Consider the following 14,735-nt stretch of genomic DNA (forward strand, 5'->3'; position numbering starts at 1 on the left):
GGCGTTGGCACGGCGACGCCGTGCGGGAGAGAGGTGACCGCGTCCCGCGCCGTCGCGTACGCCGGGTCGTCCGAGGACCCGACGTGGGCCCGGGTGTACCGGGCGGCGCGGGTGACCGGTGGCCGCCGCCCCGGCATGTCCACCAGGATGCGCCGCCCTCCGCTGGTTCGGCAACGCGATTACCCCGGCGGCGGCGATCATCGGGGTGGCCGCCCGGTCCGCCTGCCGGGAACGGGACCACAGGTCGCGTACCGGACATGTCACCATCGCGTGATGGGGAAGATATACCCGGGAATCGACGCCCGACTTCGTGACTTCATCCAGGCACAGCCGATGTTCTTCGTGGCCACCGCGCCCTCCGGGCCGGACGGCCATGTCAATCTCAGCCCGAAGGGCATGAGCGGCACCTTCACGATTCTCGGCACCGACCGGGTGGCGTACCTCGACTACCTGGGCAGCGGCGCGGAAACCCTCGCGCATCTGCGGCAGAACGGTCGGATAACGATCATGTTCTGCGCCTTCGACGGGCCGCCGAAGGTGCTCCGGCTGCACGGTCGCGGTGACGCCGTACTGGTCGACGACCCGCGCTGCGCCGCACTGCTGGACGCCTTTCCCGAGGCGCCCGATCTGCACGCGCTACGGTCCGTCATCACCGTCGAGGTCGAACGGGTCAGCGACTCCTGCGGCTTCGCGGTGCCACTGATGAGTTACCAGGGGGACCGCGACCTACTCATCCAGGCGCATTCCCGGCGCGGCCCGACCGAACTGGCCGAATACCGGGCCAGCCGCAACAGCACCAGCATCGACGGGCTGCCGGTCCTCTCCTGACCGGTCGGCCTCCCGGCCAACTCACCTCGGTCAACGCGTTACGGCGCTGGTCGGATCGGGTACATGGGCGGGCACGGTGAGAGGGCGCGAGGGCACCCCCACGCACCCACCGAAGCGGGAGGCGAAATGAGTTCGGGCCCGGCGACAGACGGCAGGTGGCGGCACGCCCGCCCGGTGTACGGGCTGCGGCAGGTCGCCGACGAGGCCGACCTGGTGGCGGGCGGCGACTGGTACGACGCGGTCACTCGCGGTGACGGCCATCTGGTGCTGGTGGTGGGTGAGGTCCTCGACACCGGCGTGCTCGCGATGGCCGCGATGGGTCAGCTCCGTACGGCGTTGCTGGCCCACCTCCTCGCCGGCGTCCCTCCCGGATCCGCCCTCACCCGCCTCAACCACCAGTTCGGCCACGCCCGTCGCCGGTGGGACGCGATCGTGCTCTGTCTCCAGTTCGACCCGGGCACCGGGCAGCTCTGCTACGCCAGTGCCGGACATCCGTCGCCGCTCTGCCTCGGCCCCGAAGGGCAGATCGACCTGCTGCACCGGCAACCGCTCGGCCCCCCGGTCGGGGAGCGGTCGGACACCAGCTACGAGACGGTCGAGACCCGTCTGGCGTCCGGGGCGCGACTGCTGTTCCACCAGCCCAACCAGGTCCCGACGCACTCCACCGTCAGGGCGGGGGGCCGTCGTGGCCCGGTCCCCGGGAGCCCCGGTCAGGTCGCGAGTGACCTCGTCACCCGGCAGGAGGGTGGGGGGCCGGTCGCGGCGATTCCGCACGGGCCGGCCGAGGAGGAGATCGAGGAACTGGTCCAGGTCCGTTTTGTCCAGGCACCGCGCCGCCCCCGGGCCGAGGACGTGGCAGTTCTGCTGCTCGCCGACACCGCCCCCGAGCGCCTCGCCCTGCGCCTGCCGGCGGATCCGACCCGACTGGCCGCACTGCGCAAGCGGCTGGTCGATTTCCTCACCGTGCACGGGGTGGGCGAGCCCGATCTGTTCGATCTGGTCGTCGCGGTCTCCGAGGCGGCGGCCAACGCGATCGAGCACCCCGTGTCGCCCGCCGAGCGGAGCATCACCGTCGAGGTGACGGTCGCCGACGGCACGGTGGTGGCGACCGTACGCGACAGCGGCCAGTGGCGGGAGTCCGACGACGACCCGGGGTTCCGCGGCCGGGGACTGGCGCTGATCCGGGCGCTCGGTGAGCTGAGCGTCCAACGCACCTCGGCGGGAACCGAGGTCACCTTCTGGCGGCGGTTGGCCAACTGATTCCGCTCGCGGGCCGGCCCGACGGGGCCGGAGCGACGTACGTGCGACCGTGCTGCCGGCGCCGCTCGTGGCGGGGTGTCACGGTGCGGTGAGCGCTCCAGGGCCCGGCGATAGGCTGGACGTCATGACCGTCCGCGCACCCCTCACCCCAGGCACGCTCTCGCCGTGGCGGCCGGTGCCGCCGCACATCGCGCGACCGGAATACGTCGGCAAGACGCGCCCCAGGCAGTGGCGCGGGTCGCACGTCCAGACGGCGGAGACGATCGAGAAGATGCGGGTCGCCGGCCGGCTCGCGGCCCAGGCCACCCAGCTCGCCGGTGAACACTGCAAGCCGGGCGTCACCACCGACGAGATCGACCGCGTGGTGCACGAGTTCCTCGTCGACCATGGCGCGTACCCGTCGACCCTCGGCTACCGGGGCTTTCCCAAGTCCTGCTGCACCAGCCTGAACGAGGTCATCTGCCACGGCATCCCGGACTCCACGGTGCTGGAGGACGGCGACATCATCAACGTCGACGTCACCGCCTTCGTCGACGGCGTACACGGCGACACCGACGCCACGTTCTGCGTCGGCGCGGTGGACGAGTCCGCGCGGCTGCTGGTGGAGCGGACCCACGAGGCGATGATGCGGGGGATCAAGGCGGTCGCTCCCGGTCGCCAGATCAACGTCATCGGTCGGGTGATCGAGTCCTACGCCCGCCGCTTCGGCTACGGCGTCGTACGCGACTTCACCGGCCACGGCATCGGCGAGACCTTCCACAGCGGGCTCTACGTGCCGCACTACGACAGCCCCCGGCCGACCGACGTGATGGAGCCCGGGATGACCTTCACCATCGAACCGATGATCACGCTCGGCACGCACGAGTACGACATGTGGGCCGACGGCTGGACGGTGGTGACCAAGGACCGGCGCTGGACGGCCCAGTTCGAACACACGATCCTGGTCACCGAGGACGGTCACGAGATCCTCACCCTGCCATGACCGACGTGCCCGCGGCAGTTCGCGAGGACCATCACGCCGACGTCTCCGGCGGTTGGCTGCGCCCGGCGGTCTTCGGCGCGATGGACGGTCTGGTCACCAACATCGCGTTGATCGCCGGTGTCGGCGGTGGTGGCGTCACGCCGCACACCATCGTGGTGACCGGCGTGGCCGGCCTGGTCGCCGGTGCGATCTCGATGGGGCTCGGTGAGTACACCAGCGTCCGGTCGCAGAACGAGCAGTTGGCCGCCGAGGTCGCCAAGGAGCGGCGCGAGTTGGAGCGCCACCCGGAGGCGGAGGCGCGGGAGCTGGCCGACAGCTGGGTACGGCGCGGCCTGCCCCGGGAACTCGCCGAGCAGGTCGCCGTCGCGCTGGGGAACAACCCGGACGAGGCGCTGCGGGTGCACGTACGCGAGGAACTGGGTGTCGACCCGGACGAGCAGCCCAGCCCGTGGACCGCCGCGATCCTCTCGCTGGTCTGCTTCTCGATCGGTGCCCTGGTGCCGTTGCTCACCTATCTGGTGGGCTTCACCAGCCTCTGGTTGGCGCTCGGCGTCGGCGCGCTGGGGCTCTTCGTGGCCGGTGCGCTGGTCGCCCGGTTCACCAACCGCCCGTGGTGGATGAGCGGTGGCCGGCAACTGCTGCTCGGGATGGCGGCGGCGCTGGTCACGTACCTGGTGGGGCGGTTGATCGGGCTGGGCGGTCCGCTCGGCTGATCCGCGATCCCTGGCGGCGGGGTTCAGGGCCGCCGGGGGTCGGTTCCGCCCGGCTCGGCGGCCCCGTCCGGAGCCAGTCGGAAGATCCGGATGTCGCGTCCGCCGGCCCGCTCCACATAGGTCTGGTAGGCCGGCCACTCCGCCAGGAGCAGCCGCCAGAGACGCTCCCGTTCGGCTCCCTGCGCCAGGGTGGACCGGACCGGAATCCGGGTCCCGTCGAGGGTGACCGTGGCGGACGGGTCGGCGAGCAGGTTGAGTGACCAGGCCGGGTGCTGGGTCTGACCCCAGTTGGACCCGATCACCACGTACGCCTCGCCGTCGCGTACGTAGAGCAGGGGATTGCTGCGCGGCTGCCCGGAACGGCGACCCGTGGTGGTGATGATCAGCGACGGGGCGATGCCGAGTGCCACCACCCGGCCCTTGGTCAGTCGGCCGATCAGCCGATCGAGCGGCACGACGAACCGGACGGTCCGGGCGAACCAGCGCCGGTGGCTGAACCGGCGGGCGATCGTACCTAGTGCGGACATCGTGCCAGTGTGCCGGGAATCATAGAAAAGAACAGCCCCGCGCCGTTACGGCTGTTCGGCGCCGGCTGTCGGGGCCGACGGAGCGGTCAGGCTCTCCGCGCAGTGGTCCAGCCAACGGATCTCGGCCTCGGTCTGGAAGATCATCGCATCGAGCACCAGCCGTCCGGAGACGTTCTCCGTCGAGGTCTCCCGGACCTTGCGCCGGACGAACTCCTGCAACGCCCGTTTGGTCGCCGCGCGCTGGGTGCTCACCACCGTGGCGACGTCGACGCCGGGCGTGGCGAGTGCCAGTGCCAGCTTGATCGTCAATTCGTCGCGGGGCCGGTCGGTGTGGTTGACCGCGGTGTCGAACCAGGAGGCGAGCGCCCTCCGCCCGGCCTCGGTGATCTGGTACGGGCGCTGCCCCGCCTCGTGTTCGGGTAGGGCGCGGACGAGTCCGTCCCGGACGAGGCGGCCGAGGGTGGTGTAGACCTGACCGATGTTGAGCGGCCAGGCGGCCCCGATCGAATCCTCGAAGGCGGAACGGAGCTGGTAGCCGTACATCGGCCCGCGTTCGAGCAGGGCGAGCAGGCCGTAGCGGATGGACACGGCTACCGAGTATGTATACCCGGTATCCCGCTGGCAACTCGGCAGCGGGAGGGCCGCTGACAGGTCAGGCCGGGCGCCCCGGGAAGGCCACCGTGACCGGGTTGATCCCGGCGCTACGCCGCCAGCGGGTGGCCCGTACCGCGCAGTCGGTCAGCGCGTCGAGGGCCCGCTCGCGCTCCGCCCCGGTGGTCCCGGCGAGCGCCGCGCGCCAGATCCCGGCGGTACGTTCCTCGATCTCCACCGCCAACCGCACCGCCGCCGCCGCGTCGGTCACCGGGAACGGCAGCTCGTAGCTGGCCGCGGCGGCCGGGGCCTTACCCCCGCCCGTGGTCAGGAGCAGCACGAGGGCGTCGCGCCGGGTCCGGTGCGCGGCCTCGGCGGCGCGGGCGTCGGTCGCGGCGGCACCCTTGAGCCGCACCCCGATCGGCCCGTACGCGAAGATCGCCGCGTACTCGGCGGTGAGTGCCGCCTCCAGCGCCGCGCTCATCGGAGCACCTCCAGGTGGGTGGCACGGGCCGCGGCGATCGAGCCGAGCAGGGCGGCCCGCTCCGGGGGTGCGTCGAGGCAGGCCTTGGCCATGGTCTGCCGCCCCTCGGTCTCGGCCGCGCGCAGCAACGCCAGGGTGGCTTTCTGGTCCCCGGTGGCGGGGGCGGAGGGTTCCCCGGTCGCGCCGGGGGTCGCGGCGCCGTTCGGCAGTGTGGTGCGGGTCACCCGCGCGAGTTCCTCGGCATGCGCGCGATGGGCCTGCGCGACCGGGCCGAGCCGATCGGCCAGCTCTGGAAAGGCGACCACCGCGGCGTCGTACCGGCCGGCGAGGTCGAGCGCGTTGGTCACCAGTACGGCGAGCGGATCGGGTGGTGGCGGCACCTGCTCGTCGTCGAAGAGGCCGCACGCGCCCAGTGACCCGGCTCCGGTGGCCAGCGCCACCAGCCCGACCGCACGCATGACGTCGCGTCGGGACCGTCCCCGTACGCGCGAGTTTGGATTCGTGTCCGCGGTCCGCACCGGCCAAGTCAACACCATGGGCGCTGCGGCCCGAGCGCAAGGCCGGCACCCAGCGCCGGGGCCCGGTCGGTGCGCCGCCCGGCTCGCCGGTCGGCCCGCGCGTTACGCTCTGCGCAGCCGCCGGGCGCGTCTTCGCCCGGTGGCGCACTGGCATGGCTGCCCGGACGGGCCGCCGACGATTCGGAAAGGGGTGCGGATATGACGCAGCGTGGCCGTGCCGCCAGCCGGTCGACGGCCGCTCCACGGTCTGGCGAACGCCGGGCCGCAGAGCGCCCGCGGGGTGATCTTACGGCTCGCCGGGCCCGGTTGCGGGCGGTGATCGAGCCGGTGGTGACCGCCGCCGGTTACGACCTGGAGGACGTCTCGGTCTCCCGGGCCGGCCGCCGGCACGTGGTCCGGATCATCGTGGACGGCGACAGCGGGATCAACCTCGACGCGGTCGCCGACATCTCCCGGGCCATCTCGGCGGCGCTCGACCTGGCCGAGGAGTCCGGTGGCGACCTGGTCGCCGGCGAGTACCAGCTCGAGGTCAGCTCCCCTGGAGTGGACCGACCGCTGACCCTGCCCCGGCACTGGCGGCGCAACGTCGGACGACTGGTCAAGGTCACCGCGACCGGGGCCGGACAGCCCGCACCGGAGCAGCGCTCGCCGGAGGCGGCGTCGGAGTCCCGGCGCTCCGCCGAGCGGCAGATCACCGGGCGGGTGGTCGCCGCCGACGACGAGTGGGTCCGGTTCGACCTGGACGGGCGTACGACCGAATGGGCGTACGCGGACCTGGGCCCGGGCCGGGTGCAGGTGGAGTTCAGCCGCCTCGAAGAGGTGGCGGACGAGGACCTGGCCGAGTTCGACGACGACCAGGACGACGAGGACGACGAGGACGACGACCAGCCGGAGACGCTGGCCGGGAACCTGCCCGAAACCGACGACACTGACGACGAAGATGTGGAGGGCGAGGAGAGGTGAACATCGACCTCGCGGCACTGCGCGCTCTGGAGCGCGAGCGGGAGATCCCGTTCGACACGATCCTCGCGGCGATCGAGACCGCGTTGCTGACCGCTTACCGGCACACCGAGGGCGCGGAGACGCATGCCCGGGTCGAGATCGACCGCAAGACCGGGGCCGCCCTGGTCTACGCCCAGGAGGTCAACGAGGAGGGTGTCGTCGGCCGGGAGTGGGACGACACTCCGCACGACTTCGGCCGCATCGCCGCCATGACGGCGAAGCAGGTGATCCTGCAGCGTCTGCGCGAGGCGACCGACGAGGTTCACTTCGGTGAGTACGTCGGCCGCGAGGGTGACCTGGTCACCGGCGTGGTCCAGGCGCACGAGGGGCGGGCCGAGAAGGGGATCGTCAGCGTCGACCTGGGCAAGCTGGAAGCGGTGCTGCCCCAGCCCGAGCAGGTGCCGGGCGAGATCTACGAACACGGCCAGCGGCTGCGCTGCGTGGTCGTCCACGTGGCAAAGGGCTTCCGTGGGCCGCAGATCACCCTCTCCCGGTCGCACCCGAACCTGGTGAAGAAGCTCTTCGCCCTGGAAGTGCCGGAGATCGCGGACGGCACCGTGGAGATCGCGGCGATCGCCCGTGAGGCAGGTCACCGTACGAAGATCGCGGTGCGGTCGACCGTGCCGGGCGTCAACGCCAAGGGTGCCTGTATCGGGCCGATGGGTCAGCGGGTCCGCGCGGTGATGAGCGAGCTGCACGGCGAAAAGATCGACATCATCGACTGGTCCGACGATCCGGCCAACTTCGTCGGAAACGCGTTGTCGCCGGCCAAGGCGCTGCGGGTGGAGGTCGTCGACCTGGCCGCCCGGGCCGCCCGGGTGACCGTGCCGGATTTCCAGCTTTCGCTGGCGATCGGCCGGGAGGGGCAGAATGCCCGGTTGGCAGCCCGGTTGACCGGTTGGCGGATCGACATCCGGCCGGACAACGAGCAGGTGGGTAGCCCGGCGCCGACCGGTGCGCGGGGCGCTGCTGATCACGTGACCGAGCCGGGCGGAGCGATCTCGGCCGGGTAGGGGTAGACTTTCCCAGTGGTACGACATGCGTGGCCGGAGCGCACCTGTGTGGGCTGTCGGCGACGTGCGCCGGCTGGAGAGCTGCTGCGGATCATTGCGGTCGGCGACGGGGTTGGTCACAATCTCCGACCTGATCCGGCCCGCAGACTGCCGGGTCGGGGAGCGCACCTGCACCCAGATCCGGCGTGTCTCGCGCTGGCACAGCGGCGGCGCGCCTTCGGGCGGGCCCTGCGTGTCTCTGGTGTCCCGGATACCGGGGCGGTGGCCGAGCACATCAATGCGTCAACCAGTACGTCCGGCAATCCGGCCGGGCGAGGGTCGCAAGCAAGGTAGGACGACTTACATGAGCACACGATGAAGTCCCAGAAATGACCAGGCTTCAAGTGCACGAGTGAGGTCGTTGCGGGTACTGCCCGCACGACCTCGGAGTGAGGAGTGCAGTGGCAGGCAAGGCCCGCGTACACGAGCTGGCAAAAGAGCTCGGGGTCGAAAGTAAGACCGTTCTCGCCAAGTTGAAGGAAATGGGCGAGTTCGTGAAGTCCGCGTCGAGCACGGTCGAGGCGCCCGTCGCCCGCCGGTTGCGCGGCGCGTTCGTCGCGTCGTCGAACTCCGCGGCTCCGGCCGCACCGGCGACCCCAGCCCCTTCCGCGGCCCCGGCGGCCACCCCTGGGCCCACCGCCCCGGGTGAGCCGAGGGTTTCCGCGAAGCCCATGCCGCCCCGGCGGCCCACCGCGCCTCCGGCAGCCCGGCCGAAGGGACCCGTTCCGGGTCCGCCTCAGCCGGCAGCCCCGGCGCCGGCTGCCAAGCCGGCGAGTGCGCACGACATCGAGGTAGCGGCCGCGGAGGCGCGTGCCGCCGCCCTCAAGGCGGAGCAGGAGGCGGCTGTCAAGGCCGCTCAGGCCGCCCGTCAGCAGCAGCGCGACGCCCCGCGCCGGGAACCCCCGGCCGAGGGTGGCGCGCAGACCAGCCGTCCGCGGCCGGGTCCGAACGCGGTGCCGCCGCGTCCGGGCTCCCCGGCGGCGCGGCCGGCGAACCCGGGTGCTCCGGCGCCCGGCCGGCCCGGTCCCGGCGGTCGTCCGCCGGCACGTAGCGGCGGCAACAACCCGTTCGGGATCACCCCCGGTGGTCAGCGACCGGCAGCCCCGGGTGGGCCCCGGCCCAACCCGGCGTCGATGCCGCCGCGTCCGAGCCCGGCTTCCATGCCGCCTCGGCCGAGCCCGGCTTCCATGCCGACGCAGCGTCCCGGTCGTCCCGGTGGCGGCCCCGGCCGTCCGGGTGGTCCCGGTGGTGCCGGCGCGGGTCGTCCCGGTGGCGGCGGCGCTGGCGGTGGCTTCCGTGGCGGTCCCGGTGGCGGCGGCGGTGGCGGTGGCTTCCGTGGCGGTCCCGGTGGCGGCGGCGGTGGCGGTGGCTTCCGTCCGGGCGGTGGCGGTGGCGCCCCCGGTGGTGGCGGTTACCGAGGTGGCCCCGGTGGCGGGGCGCCGGCCGGTGCGGGCGCTGGTGGCGCCGGCCGTCCGGGTGGTGGCGGTCGTGGCCGTGGCGGCGGTGCCGCGGGTGCCTTCGGGCGTCCGGGGGGCAAGCCGACCCGTGGCCGCAAGTCCAAGAAGCAGCGCAGACAAGAGTTCGACAACCTGTCCGCGCCGACCATGAGCTCGGGTGCGCCCCGGGGTCAGGGCCAGGCCGTACGGCTGTCGCGCGGTGCCTCGCTGTCGGACTTCGCCGACCGGATCAACGCCAACCCCGGTTCGCTGGTCCAGGAGATGTTCAACCTGGGCGAGATGGTCACGGCGACCCAGTCCTGCTCGGACGAGACCCTGTTGCTCCTGGGTGAGCACCTCGGCTTCGACGTGCAGATCGTCAGCCCCGAGGACGAGGACCGCGCCCTGCTGGCGCAGTTCAACATCGACCTCGACGCCGAGATCGACGCCGACCGGCTGGTCACCCGCCCGCCGGTGGTGACCGTCATGGGTCACGTCGACCACGGTAAGACCAAGCTGCTGGACGCGATCCGCAAGACCAACATGGTCGCGGGCGAGGCCGGTGGCATCACCCAGCACATCGGTGCCTACCAGGTGCGGGTTCCGCACGACGGCTCCGAGCGGGCGTTGACCTTCATCGACACCCCGGGTCACGAGGCGTTCACCGCCATGCGTGCCCGTGGTGCCCAGGTGACGGACATCGTGGTGCTGGTGGTCGCGGCCGACGACGGCGTGATGCCGCAGACCATCGAGGCGCTCAACCACGCCAAGGCGGCGGATGTGCCGATCGTGGTCGCGGTGAACAAGGTCGACAAGCCGGAAGCGAACCCGGACAAGGTTCGCCAGCAGCTGACCGAGTACGGCCTGGTCGCCGAGGAGTACGGCGGCGAGACCATGTTCGTCAACGTGGCGGCGAAGCCGGGCATCGGCATCGACGAGCTGCTCGAGGCGATCCTGCTGACCGCCGACGCGTCGCTGGAGCTGACCGCTCCGATCGACGGGCCGGCGCAGGGTGTCGCGGTCGAGGCGCACCTGGACAAGGGTCGCGGTGCGGTGGCCACGGTGCTGGTGCAGAAGGGCACCCTGCGGGCCGGCGACTCGATCGTCGCCGGTGGGGCGCACGGACGCGTCCGGGCGATGCTCGACGAGAACGGCAACCAGGTCGCCGAGGCCGGACCGGCGCGTCCGGTCATGGTGCTCGGTCTGACCGCGGTGCCCAGTGCCGGGGACACGTTCCTGGCCGCTGCGGACGACCGTACGGTGCGCCAGATCGCGGAGCAGCGGCAGGCACGGCGGCGGGCGGCGAGCTTCGCCAACTCCCGTGGTCGGGCCACTCTTGAGACGCTCATGGAGCAGATCAAGGAGGGCGAGAAGACCTCGCTCAACCTCATCCTCAAGGGCGATGTCTCCGGTTCCGTGGAGGCCCTGGAGGACGCGCTGTTCAAGCTGGACATCCCCGAGGAGGTTCAGCTCAAGATCCTCGACCGTGGCGTCGGTGCCATCACGGAAAGCAACGTGATGCTGGCGAGCGCGTCGGCCGAGGCGGCGACGATCATCGGCTTCAACGTGCGGGCCTCGAACAAGGTTCGCGAGATCGCCGACCGCGAGGGTGTGGAGATCCGGTACTACACCGTGATCTACCAGGCCATCGAGGAGATCGACGCGGCGCTCAAGGGTCTGCTCAAGCCGGAGTACGAAGAGGTCGAGCTCGGCAGCGCGGAGATCCGCGATGTGTTCCGGTCCTCCAAGATCGGTAACATCTCCGGTTGTATCGTCCGCTCGGGGGTCATCCGGCGTAACGCCAAGGCCCGCCTGCTGCGCGACGGGGCGGTCGTGGCGGACAACCTCACGATCAGCTCGCTCAAGCGGTTCAAGGACGACGCGACCGAGGTGCGCGAAGGCTTCGAATGCGGTCTCACCCTGGGCAACTACAACAACGTCCAGGTTGGCGACATCATCGAGACCTTCGAGATGCGGGAGAAGACCCGCGCCTGACAGATAGCTCCAAATGATCAAGGGGTTTACGCCCAGGTGGCGTAAACCCCTTGATCATGCGGGGTGTCCGGGCGGTATCGTCGGCTCGATGTTTACCGGAACCGCTCTTTTTGACGTACTGCTGCCGGGGGATTCCCGGTCGCTGAAGGCGAAGCGCGCCTATGTTCGGCCGATCCTGGCCGCCCTACGCCGGTTCGAGATCTCGGTCGCCGAGGTGGGCGCGCTCGAACTGCACGGGCGGGCACAGATCGCGGTCGCCGTGGTCGCCGCCGAGGCTGGACACGTCGGCGAGGTGCTCGACAACTGCGAGCGCCTGGTCGCCGGACGGCCCGAGATCGAGTTGCTCTCCGTGCGGCGTCGGCTGCACGGCGAGGACGACTGATCGGGGCCCGTGGGTCAGCCCACGAGAGCGCCGCCGCCGGGTCACCGCCCTCGGGTCACGCCCGGGAGCGCTCCGGCGGGTGGCGCAGGTAATGTTCAAAAGTCGGCCGGTGGCCGCTGGTGGCGCGTCCGCGCGCCGCCGGTGGAGACCGGGAGTTGGTATGCCGTGGAGGTGCGGGAAATGTCGGACCCAGCCAAGGTGCGCCGGCACGCTGAGCGTGTCCGGGAGTTGGTGGCTTCCGTGGTGCGTACCCAGATCAAGGATCCCCGGCTCGGCATGATCACAATCACCGATGCCCGGATCACCGCGGACCTGCGGGACGCTACGGTGTTCTACACCGTTCTCGGTGACGCCACCGAACAGGCATCCACCGCTGCCGCGCTGGAAAGCGCCAAGGGCCTGCTGCGCAGCACCGTCGGCAAGGCCCTGGGGCTGCGGCACTCGCCGACGCTGACCTTTGTTCTCGACAACGTCCAGGACCAGGTCAAGCACATCGACGACCTGCTCGCCGTGGCGCGCAGCGCGGACGCTGAGGTGCAACGGCGGGCGGCCAGCGCCGAGTACGCCGGCGAAGCGCAGCCCTACAAGCTTGACGAGGACGAGGACGAGGACGACGAGGACGGGCCCGACGACGAGGACGAGCCGGCGGCCGATGCCGGTGACCGGCGTTGACCGGCCCGGCGCTGGCCCAGTCACCGGCTGACGCCGGTCCGTCCGGTGCCGACTGGGCGGCGGCGGTCGCGGCCGTACGCGCCCTTCCGGCAGACGGGCGGGTGCTGCTCATCTGCCACGTCAACCCGGACGGGGACGCGCTCGGCAGCATGCTCGGCTGTGCGCTCGGCCTGCGTCGGATGGGTCTACGGCAGCTCCAGGCGACCTTCCCCGGGCCGCCCGGAGTGGCCGAACCGTTCCGTGGCCTGCCCGGCCTCGACCTGCTGGTCCCGGCCGCCGACGCCTGGACCGATCCCGACCTGGTGCTCTGCTTCGACGCGGCGAGCGTCTCCCGGATCGGTGATCTCGCCGATCGGCTGGACCGGGCCGGCGAGGTGGTGGTGCTCGACCACCACGCCTCGAACACCCGTTTCGGTCGGATCCACCTGGTCGATCCGTTCGCGGCGGCCACCTCGGTGGTGGTGGAGGGCCTGCTCGATCGGCTGGACGTCCCGCTCGACCGGGAGATCGCCGAGTGCCTCTACGTCGCGTTGACCACAGACACCGGCTCGTTCCGGTTCGCGATGACCACGCCGGCCGTACACGAGATGGCCGCGCGGATGCTGGCGACCGGGCTCCGTCCGGAGGAGATCTCCCGTCGGGTCTTCGACACCCGCCCCTTCGGCGCGGTCCGTCTCTACGGTGACGTGCTGGGCCGGGCCGAACTCGAACCGGAGGCCGCCGGCGGACTCGGCCTGGTATGGACCTACGCCACCCTGGACGACCTGGCCCGACACGGACAGCCGGCGTACGTGCTGGAGGCCCTGATCGACTCGGTGCGCTGCACCGCCGAGGCCGACGTGAGTTGTGTGCTGAAGCAGGTCGCCGAGTCGGAGTGGGCGGTGTCGATGCGGAGCAAGGGCCCGGTGGACGTGAGCCGGGTGGCGGTGGCGCTCGGCGGTGGCGGCCACCGGTTGGCGGCGGGTTTCACCGGCCGTGGCTCCGCGAACGACATCATCGCCGCGATCCGGACCGAACTCGACCGGGTGCTGGCCGAGCCGGAGTAACGACCCGGGACGGAGCAGGGGCCTGACCCGGCGCGGGTTGAGGCCCGGCTGTCCGGGAGGGCGCCGGGGCCACGAGATCGGGACAAGCCGGGGGAGTGACGCACTTCCGGCTCTCTGTGACCGCGGGCACAATCGGAAGATGGAGCAGCCCTCGGAAATAGCCGTCGAACTGCCACGTGCCTGGGACAAACCAGTCGTTACCCTCCCGGTCCTCGCCTGCCTGTCGCTGGTCGGCGGTCAGTTGCACTCGTTCTCGCTCTCGGCGAATCTCTTCACGCTCGGCACCGGTGGAGCGCTGATCTGGCTCGGACTCACCAATCGGCTGCCACGCCGCCCACACTCCGGCCGTCCGATGCCCGGCACCGTCTGGTGGGTGCTGCCGGTGGCGGTCTTCGCAGTGTTCGAGGGGGCGACCTTCGTGCTCGGCTCCGGTGACGACTTTCCCACCTTCTCCCGCCTCGCCGATCCACTGCTGAACGACGAACTGATCCGCTCGGCCGCGTATTTCGGCTGGCTGGCGGCGTTCTGGGCGTTGGTACGCCGATGAGCGCGACCAGGATGCTCGCGATCGGCGGCTTCGTGCTGGCCTTCGCCCTGCTCGCCGCTCTGGAGTGGGCGGCCCGACGGGAGGATTCCCGGATCCCGACCCTGGGTGACGTCTGCGCCGCCGTGATGCGGTACGAGGTCGGCCGTGTCCCGGTGGGCCGAATCGGCCTGTTCGGGTTCTGGTGGTGGGTGGGCTGGCACTTCTTCGCACGCTGACACCGCAGGTCACGGCTTCGTACCGTTCCGTATCGCGGGAATGGTGCACAGGATGTGGACCTGAACGATAGCTTGGTTTTGTGATGCGTACGACGGTGCCCGACCGGACACCGTCCGCCTCCAGGGTCAACCGACCCGGGCTCACGCTGCCCTGACCAACCCGTCCGGCGATCCCGGAGGGCGTCCGTGGCATCAGCAGAACCCGTACGCGACCAGCCGCACCTCGAGCGGTTCGGCGCACCCTGGAAAAGGAGCCCTCCCATGGCGACCAAGACGGCGAAGAGCAAGCAGGAGACCACCGACGAGGCGCGTGAGCAGGCGCGACGTGCCCTGCAGACGTCGATGGACACCCGCCAGTGACGTACCCGGCGATCCTCGGTTGACGGCCGAGCCGCAGTTCTCGGCCGCCAGCCGATCGCCGTACCTCCCGTTCTGCTCCGACCGGAGTGCCTTGGACACCCGCTCGGTTGGTAAGCCCAGCAACA

17 protein-coding genes are annotated in these 14,735 nt (G+C 71.2%); 13 read left to right on the plus strand and 4 right to left on the minus strand.

From position 1 onward, the window contains the following. The first annotated feature begins 273 nt into the window (after window positions 1-273). The 4 genes from BDK92_RS25685 to BDK92_RS25700 all read left to right on the plus strand — a co-directional run bounded on the left by BDK92_RS25685 (window position 274) and on the right by BDK92_RS25700 (window position 3,783). A complete protein-coding gene (locus BDK92_RS25685) occupies window positions 274-828 on the plus strand; it encodes a pyridoxamine 5'-phosphate oxidase family protein (RefSeq protein ID WP_121159009.1) in 555 nt (184 codons plus the stop codon). Between the two features lie 126 nt (window positions 829-954). Next, window positions 955-2,088, plus strand: coding sequence for an ATP-binding SpoIIE family protein phosphatase (locus tag BDK92_RS25690; protein ID WP_170208684.1), 1,134 nt, complete (start codon window positions 955-957; stop codon window positions 2,086-2,088). Window positions 2,089-2,212: 124 nt separating this feature from the next. Then, entirely contained in the window at window positions 2,213-3,070 is an 858-nt protein-coding gene (gene map, locus BDK92_RS25695) for a type I methionyl aminopeptidase (protein WP_121159011.1), read from the plus strand. Beyond that, a complete protein-coding gene (locus BDK92_RS25700; RefSeq protein WP_121159012.1) occupies window positions 3,067-3,783 on the plus strand; it encodes a VIT1/CCC1 transporter family protein in 717 nt (238 codons plus the stop codon). Before map ends, BDK92_RS25700 begins: the two co-directional genes overlap by 4 nt. 23 nt (window positions 3,784-3,806) lie before the next feature. Here BDK92_RS25700 and BDK92_RS25705 read toward each other — a convergent pair whose 3' ends face one another. From BDK92_RS25705 to BDK92_RS25720, 4 genes are all read right to left on the minus strand, one after another. Next, window positions 3,807-4,310, minus strand: coding sequence for a nitroreductase family deazaflavin-dependent oxidoreductase (locus tag BDK92_RS25705; protein ID WP_121159013.1), 504 nt, complete (start codon window positions 4,308-4,310; stop codon window positions 3,807-3,809). Between the two features lie 45 nt (window positions 4,311-4,355). Then, on the minus strand, window positions 4,356-4,898 hold the full coding sequence (locus BDK92_RS25710) for a PadR family transcriptional regulator (protein ID WP_121159014.1): 543 nt from the start codon (window positions 4,896-4,898) through the stop codon (window positions 4,356-4,358). 64 nt (window positions 4,899-4,962) lie between these two features. Next, the gene (locus BDK92_RS25715) at window positions 4,963-5,385 is read right to left on the minus strand and encodes a ferritin-like domain-containing protein (protein WP_121159015.1); all 423 of its coding nucleotides are present in this window, start codon (window positions 5,383-5,385) and stop codon (window positions 4,963-4,965) included. Continuing rightward, window positions 5,382-5,843: a hypothetical protein gene (locus BDK92_RS25720; RefSeq protein WP_121159016.1), complete on the minus strand. Its 462-nt coding sequence runs from the start codon at window positions 5,841-5,843 to the stop codon at window positions 5,382-5,384. The genes BDK92_RS25715 and BDK92_RS25720 overlap by 4 nt, the downstream gene beginning before the upstream one ends. Before the next feature lie 258 nt (window positions 5,844-6,101). On the opposite strand from BDK92_RS25720, the gene rimP reads away from it, so the two are divergent. From rimP to BDK92_RS25765, 9 genes are all read left to right on the plus strand, one after another. Next, a complete protein-coding gene (gene rimP / locus BDK92_RS25725; protein ID WP_121159017.1) occupies window positions 6,102-6,866 on the plus strand; it encodes a ribosome maturation factor RimP in 765 nt (254 codons plus the stop codon). Further along, entirely contained in the window at window positions 6,863-7,918 is a 1,056-nt protein-coding gene (nusA, locus tag BDK92_RS25730; RefSeq protein ID WP_121159018.1) for a transcription termination factor NusA, read from the plus strand. The genes rimP and nusA overlap by 4 nt, the downstream gene beginning before the upstream one ends. 48 nt (window positions 7,919-7,966) lie before the next feature. Beyond that, entirely contained in the window at window positions 7,967-8,251 is a 285-nt protein-coding gene (locus tag BDK92_RS25735) for a YlxR family protein (protein WP_246017575.1), read from the plus strand. Window positions 8,252-8,358: 107 nt separating this feature from the next. Beyond that, a complete protein-coding gene (gene infB / locus BDK92_RS25740) occupies window positions 8,359-11,388 on the plus strand; it encodes a translation initiation factor IF-2 (RefSeq protein WP_121159020.1) in 3,030 nt (1,009 codons plus the stop codon). Window positions 11,389-11,476: 88 nt separating this feature from the next. Further along, window positions 11,477-11,770: a DUF503 domain-containing protein gene (locus BDK92_RS25745; RefSeq protein WP_121159021.1), complete on the plus strand. Its 294-nt coding sequence runs from the start codon at window positions 11,477-11,479 to the stop codon at window positions 11,768-11,770. A gap of 180 nt (window positions 11,771-11,950) precedes the next feature. After that, window positions 11,951-12,442, plus strand: a complete 492-nt coding sequence (gene rbfA / locus BDK92_RS25750; protein ID WP_121159022.1) for a 30S ribosome-binding factor RbfA — start codon at window positions 11,951-11,953, stop codon at window positions 12,440-12,442. Further along, on the plus strand, window positions 12,439-13,488 hold the full coding sequence (locus tag BDK92_RS25755) for a DHH family phosphoesterase (RefSeq protein ID WP_246017243.1): 1,050 nt from the start codon (window positions 12,439-12,441) through the stop codon (window positions 13,486-13,488). The genes rbfA and BDK92_RS25755 overlap by 4 nt, the downstream gene beginning before the upstream one ends. Before the next feature lie 139 nt (window positions 13,489-13,627). Next, the gene (locus tag BDK92_RS25760) at window positions 13,628-14,035 is read left to right on the plus strand and encodes a hypothetical protein (RefSeq protein WP_121159023.1); all 408 of its coding nucleotides are present in this window, start codon (window positions 13,628-13,630) and stop codon (window positions 14,033-14,035) included. Beyond that, the gene (locus tag BDK92_RS25765) at window positions 14,032-14,250 is read left to right on the plus strand and encodes a DUF6186 family protein (RefSeq protein WP_121159024.1); all 219 of its coding nucleotides are present in this window, start codon (window positions 14,032-14,034) and stop codon (window positions 14,248-14,250) included. The genes BDK92_RS25760 and BDK92_RS25765 overlap by 4 nt, the downstream gene beginning before the upstream one ends. Window positions 14,251-14,735: the final 485 nt, after the last annotated feature.

This window comes from Micromonospora pisi (genome assembly GCF_003633685.1).
GTDB lineage: Bacteria > Actinomycetota > Actinomycetes > Mycobacteriales > Micromonosporaceae > Micromonospora_G > Micromonospora_G pisi.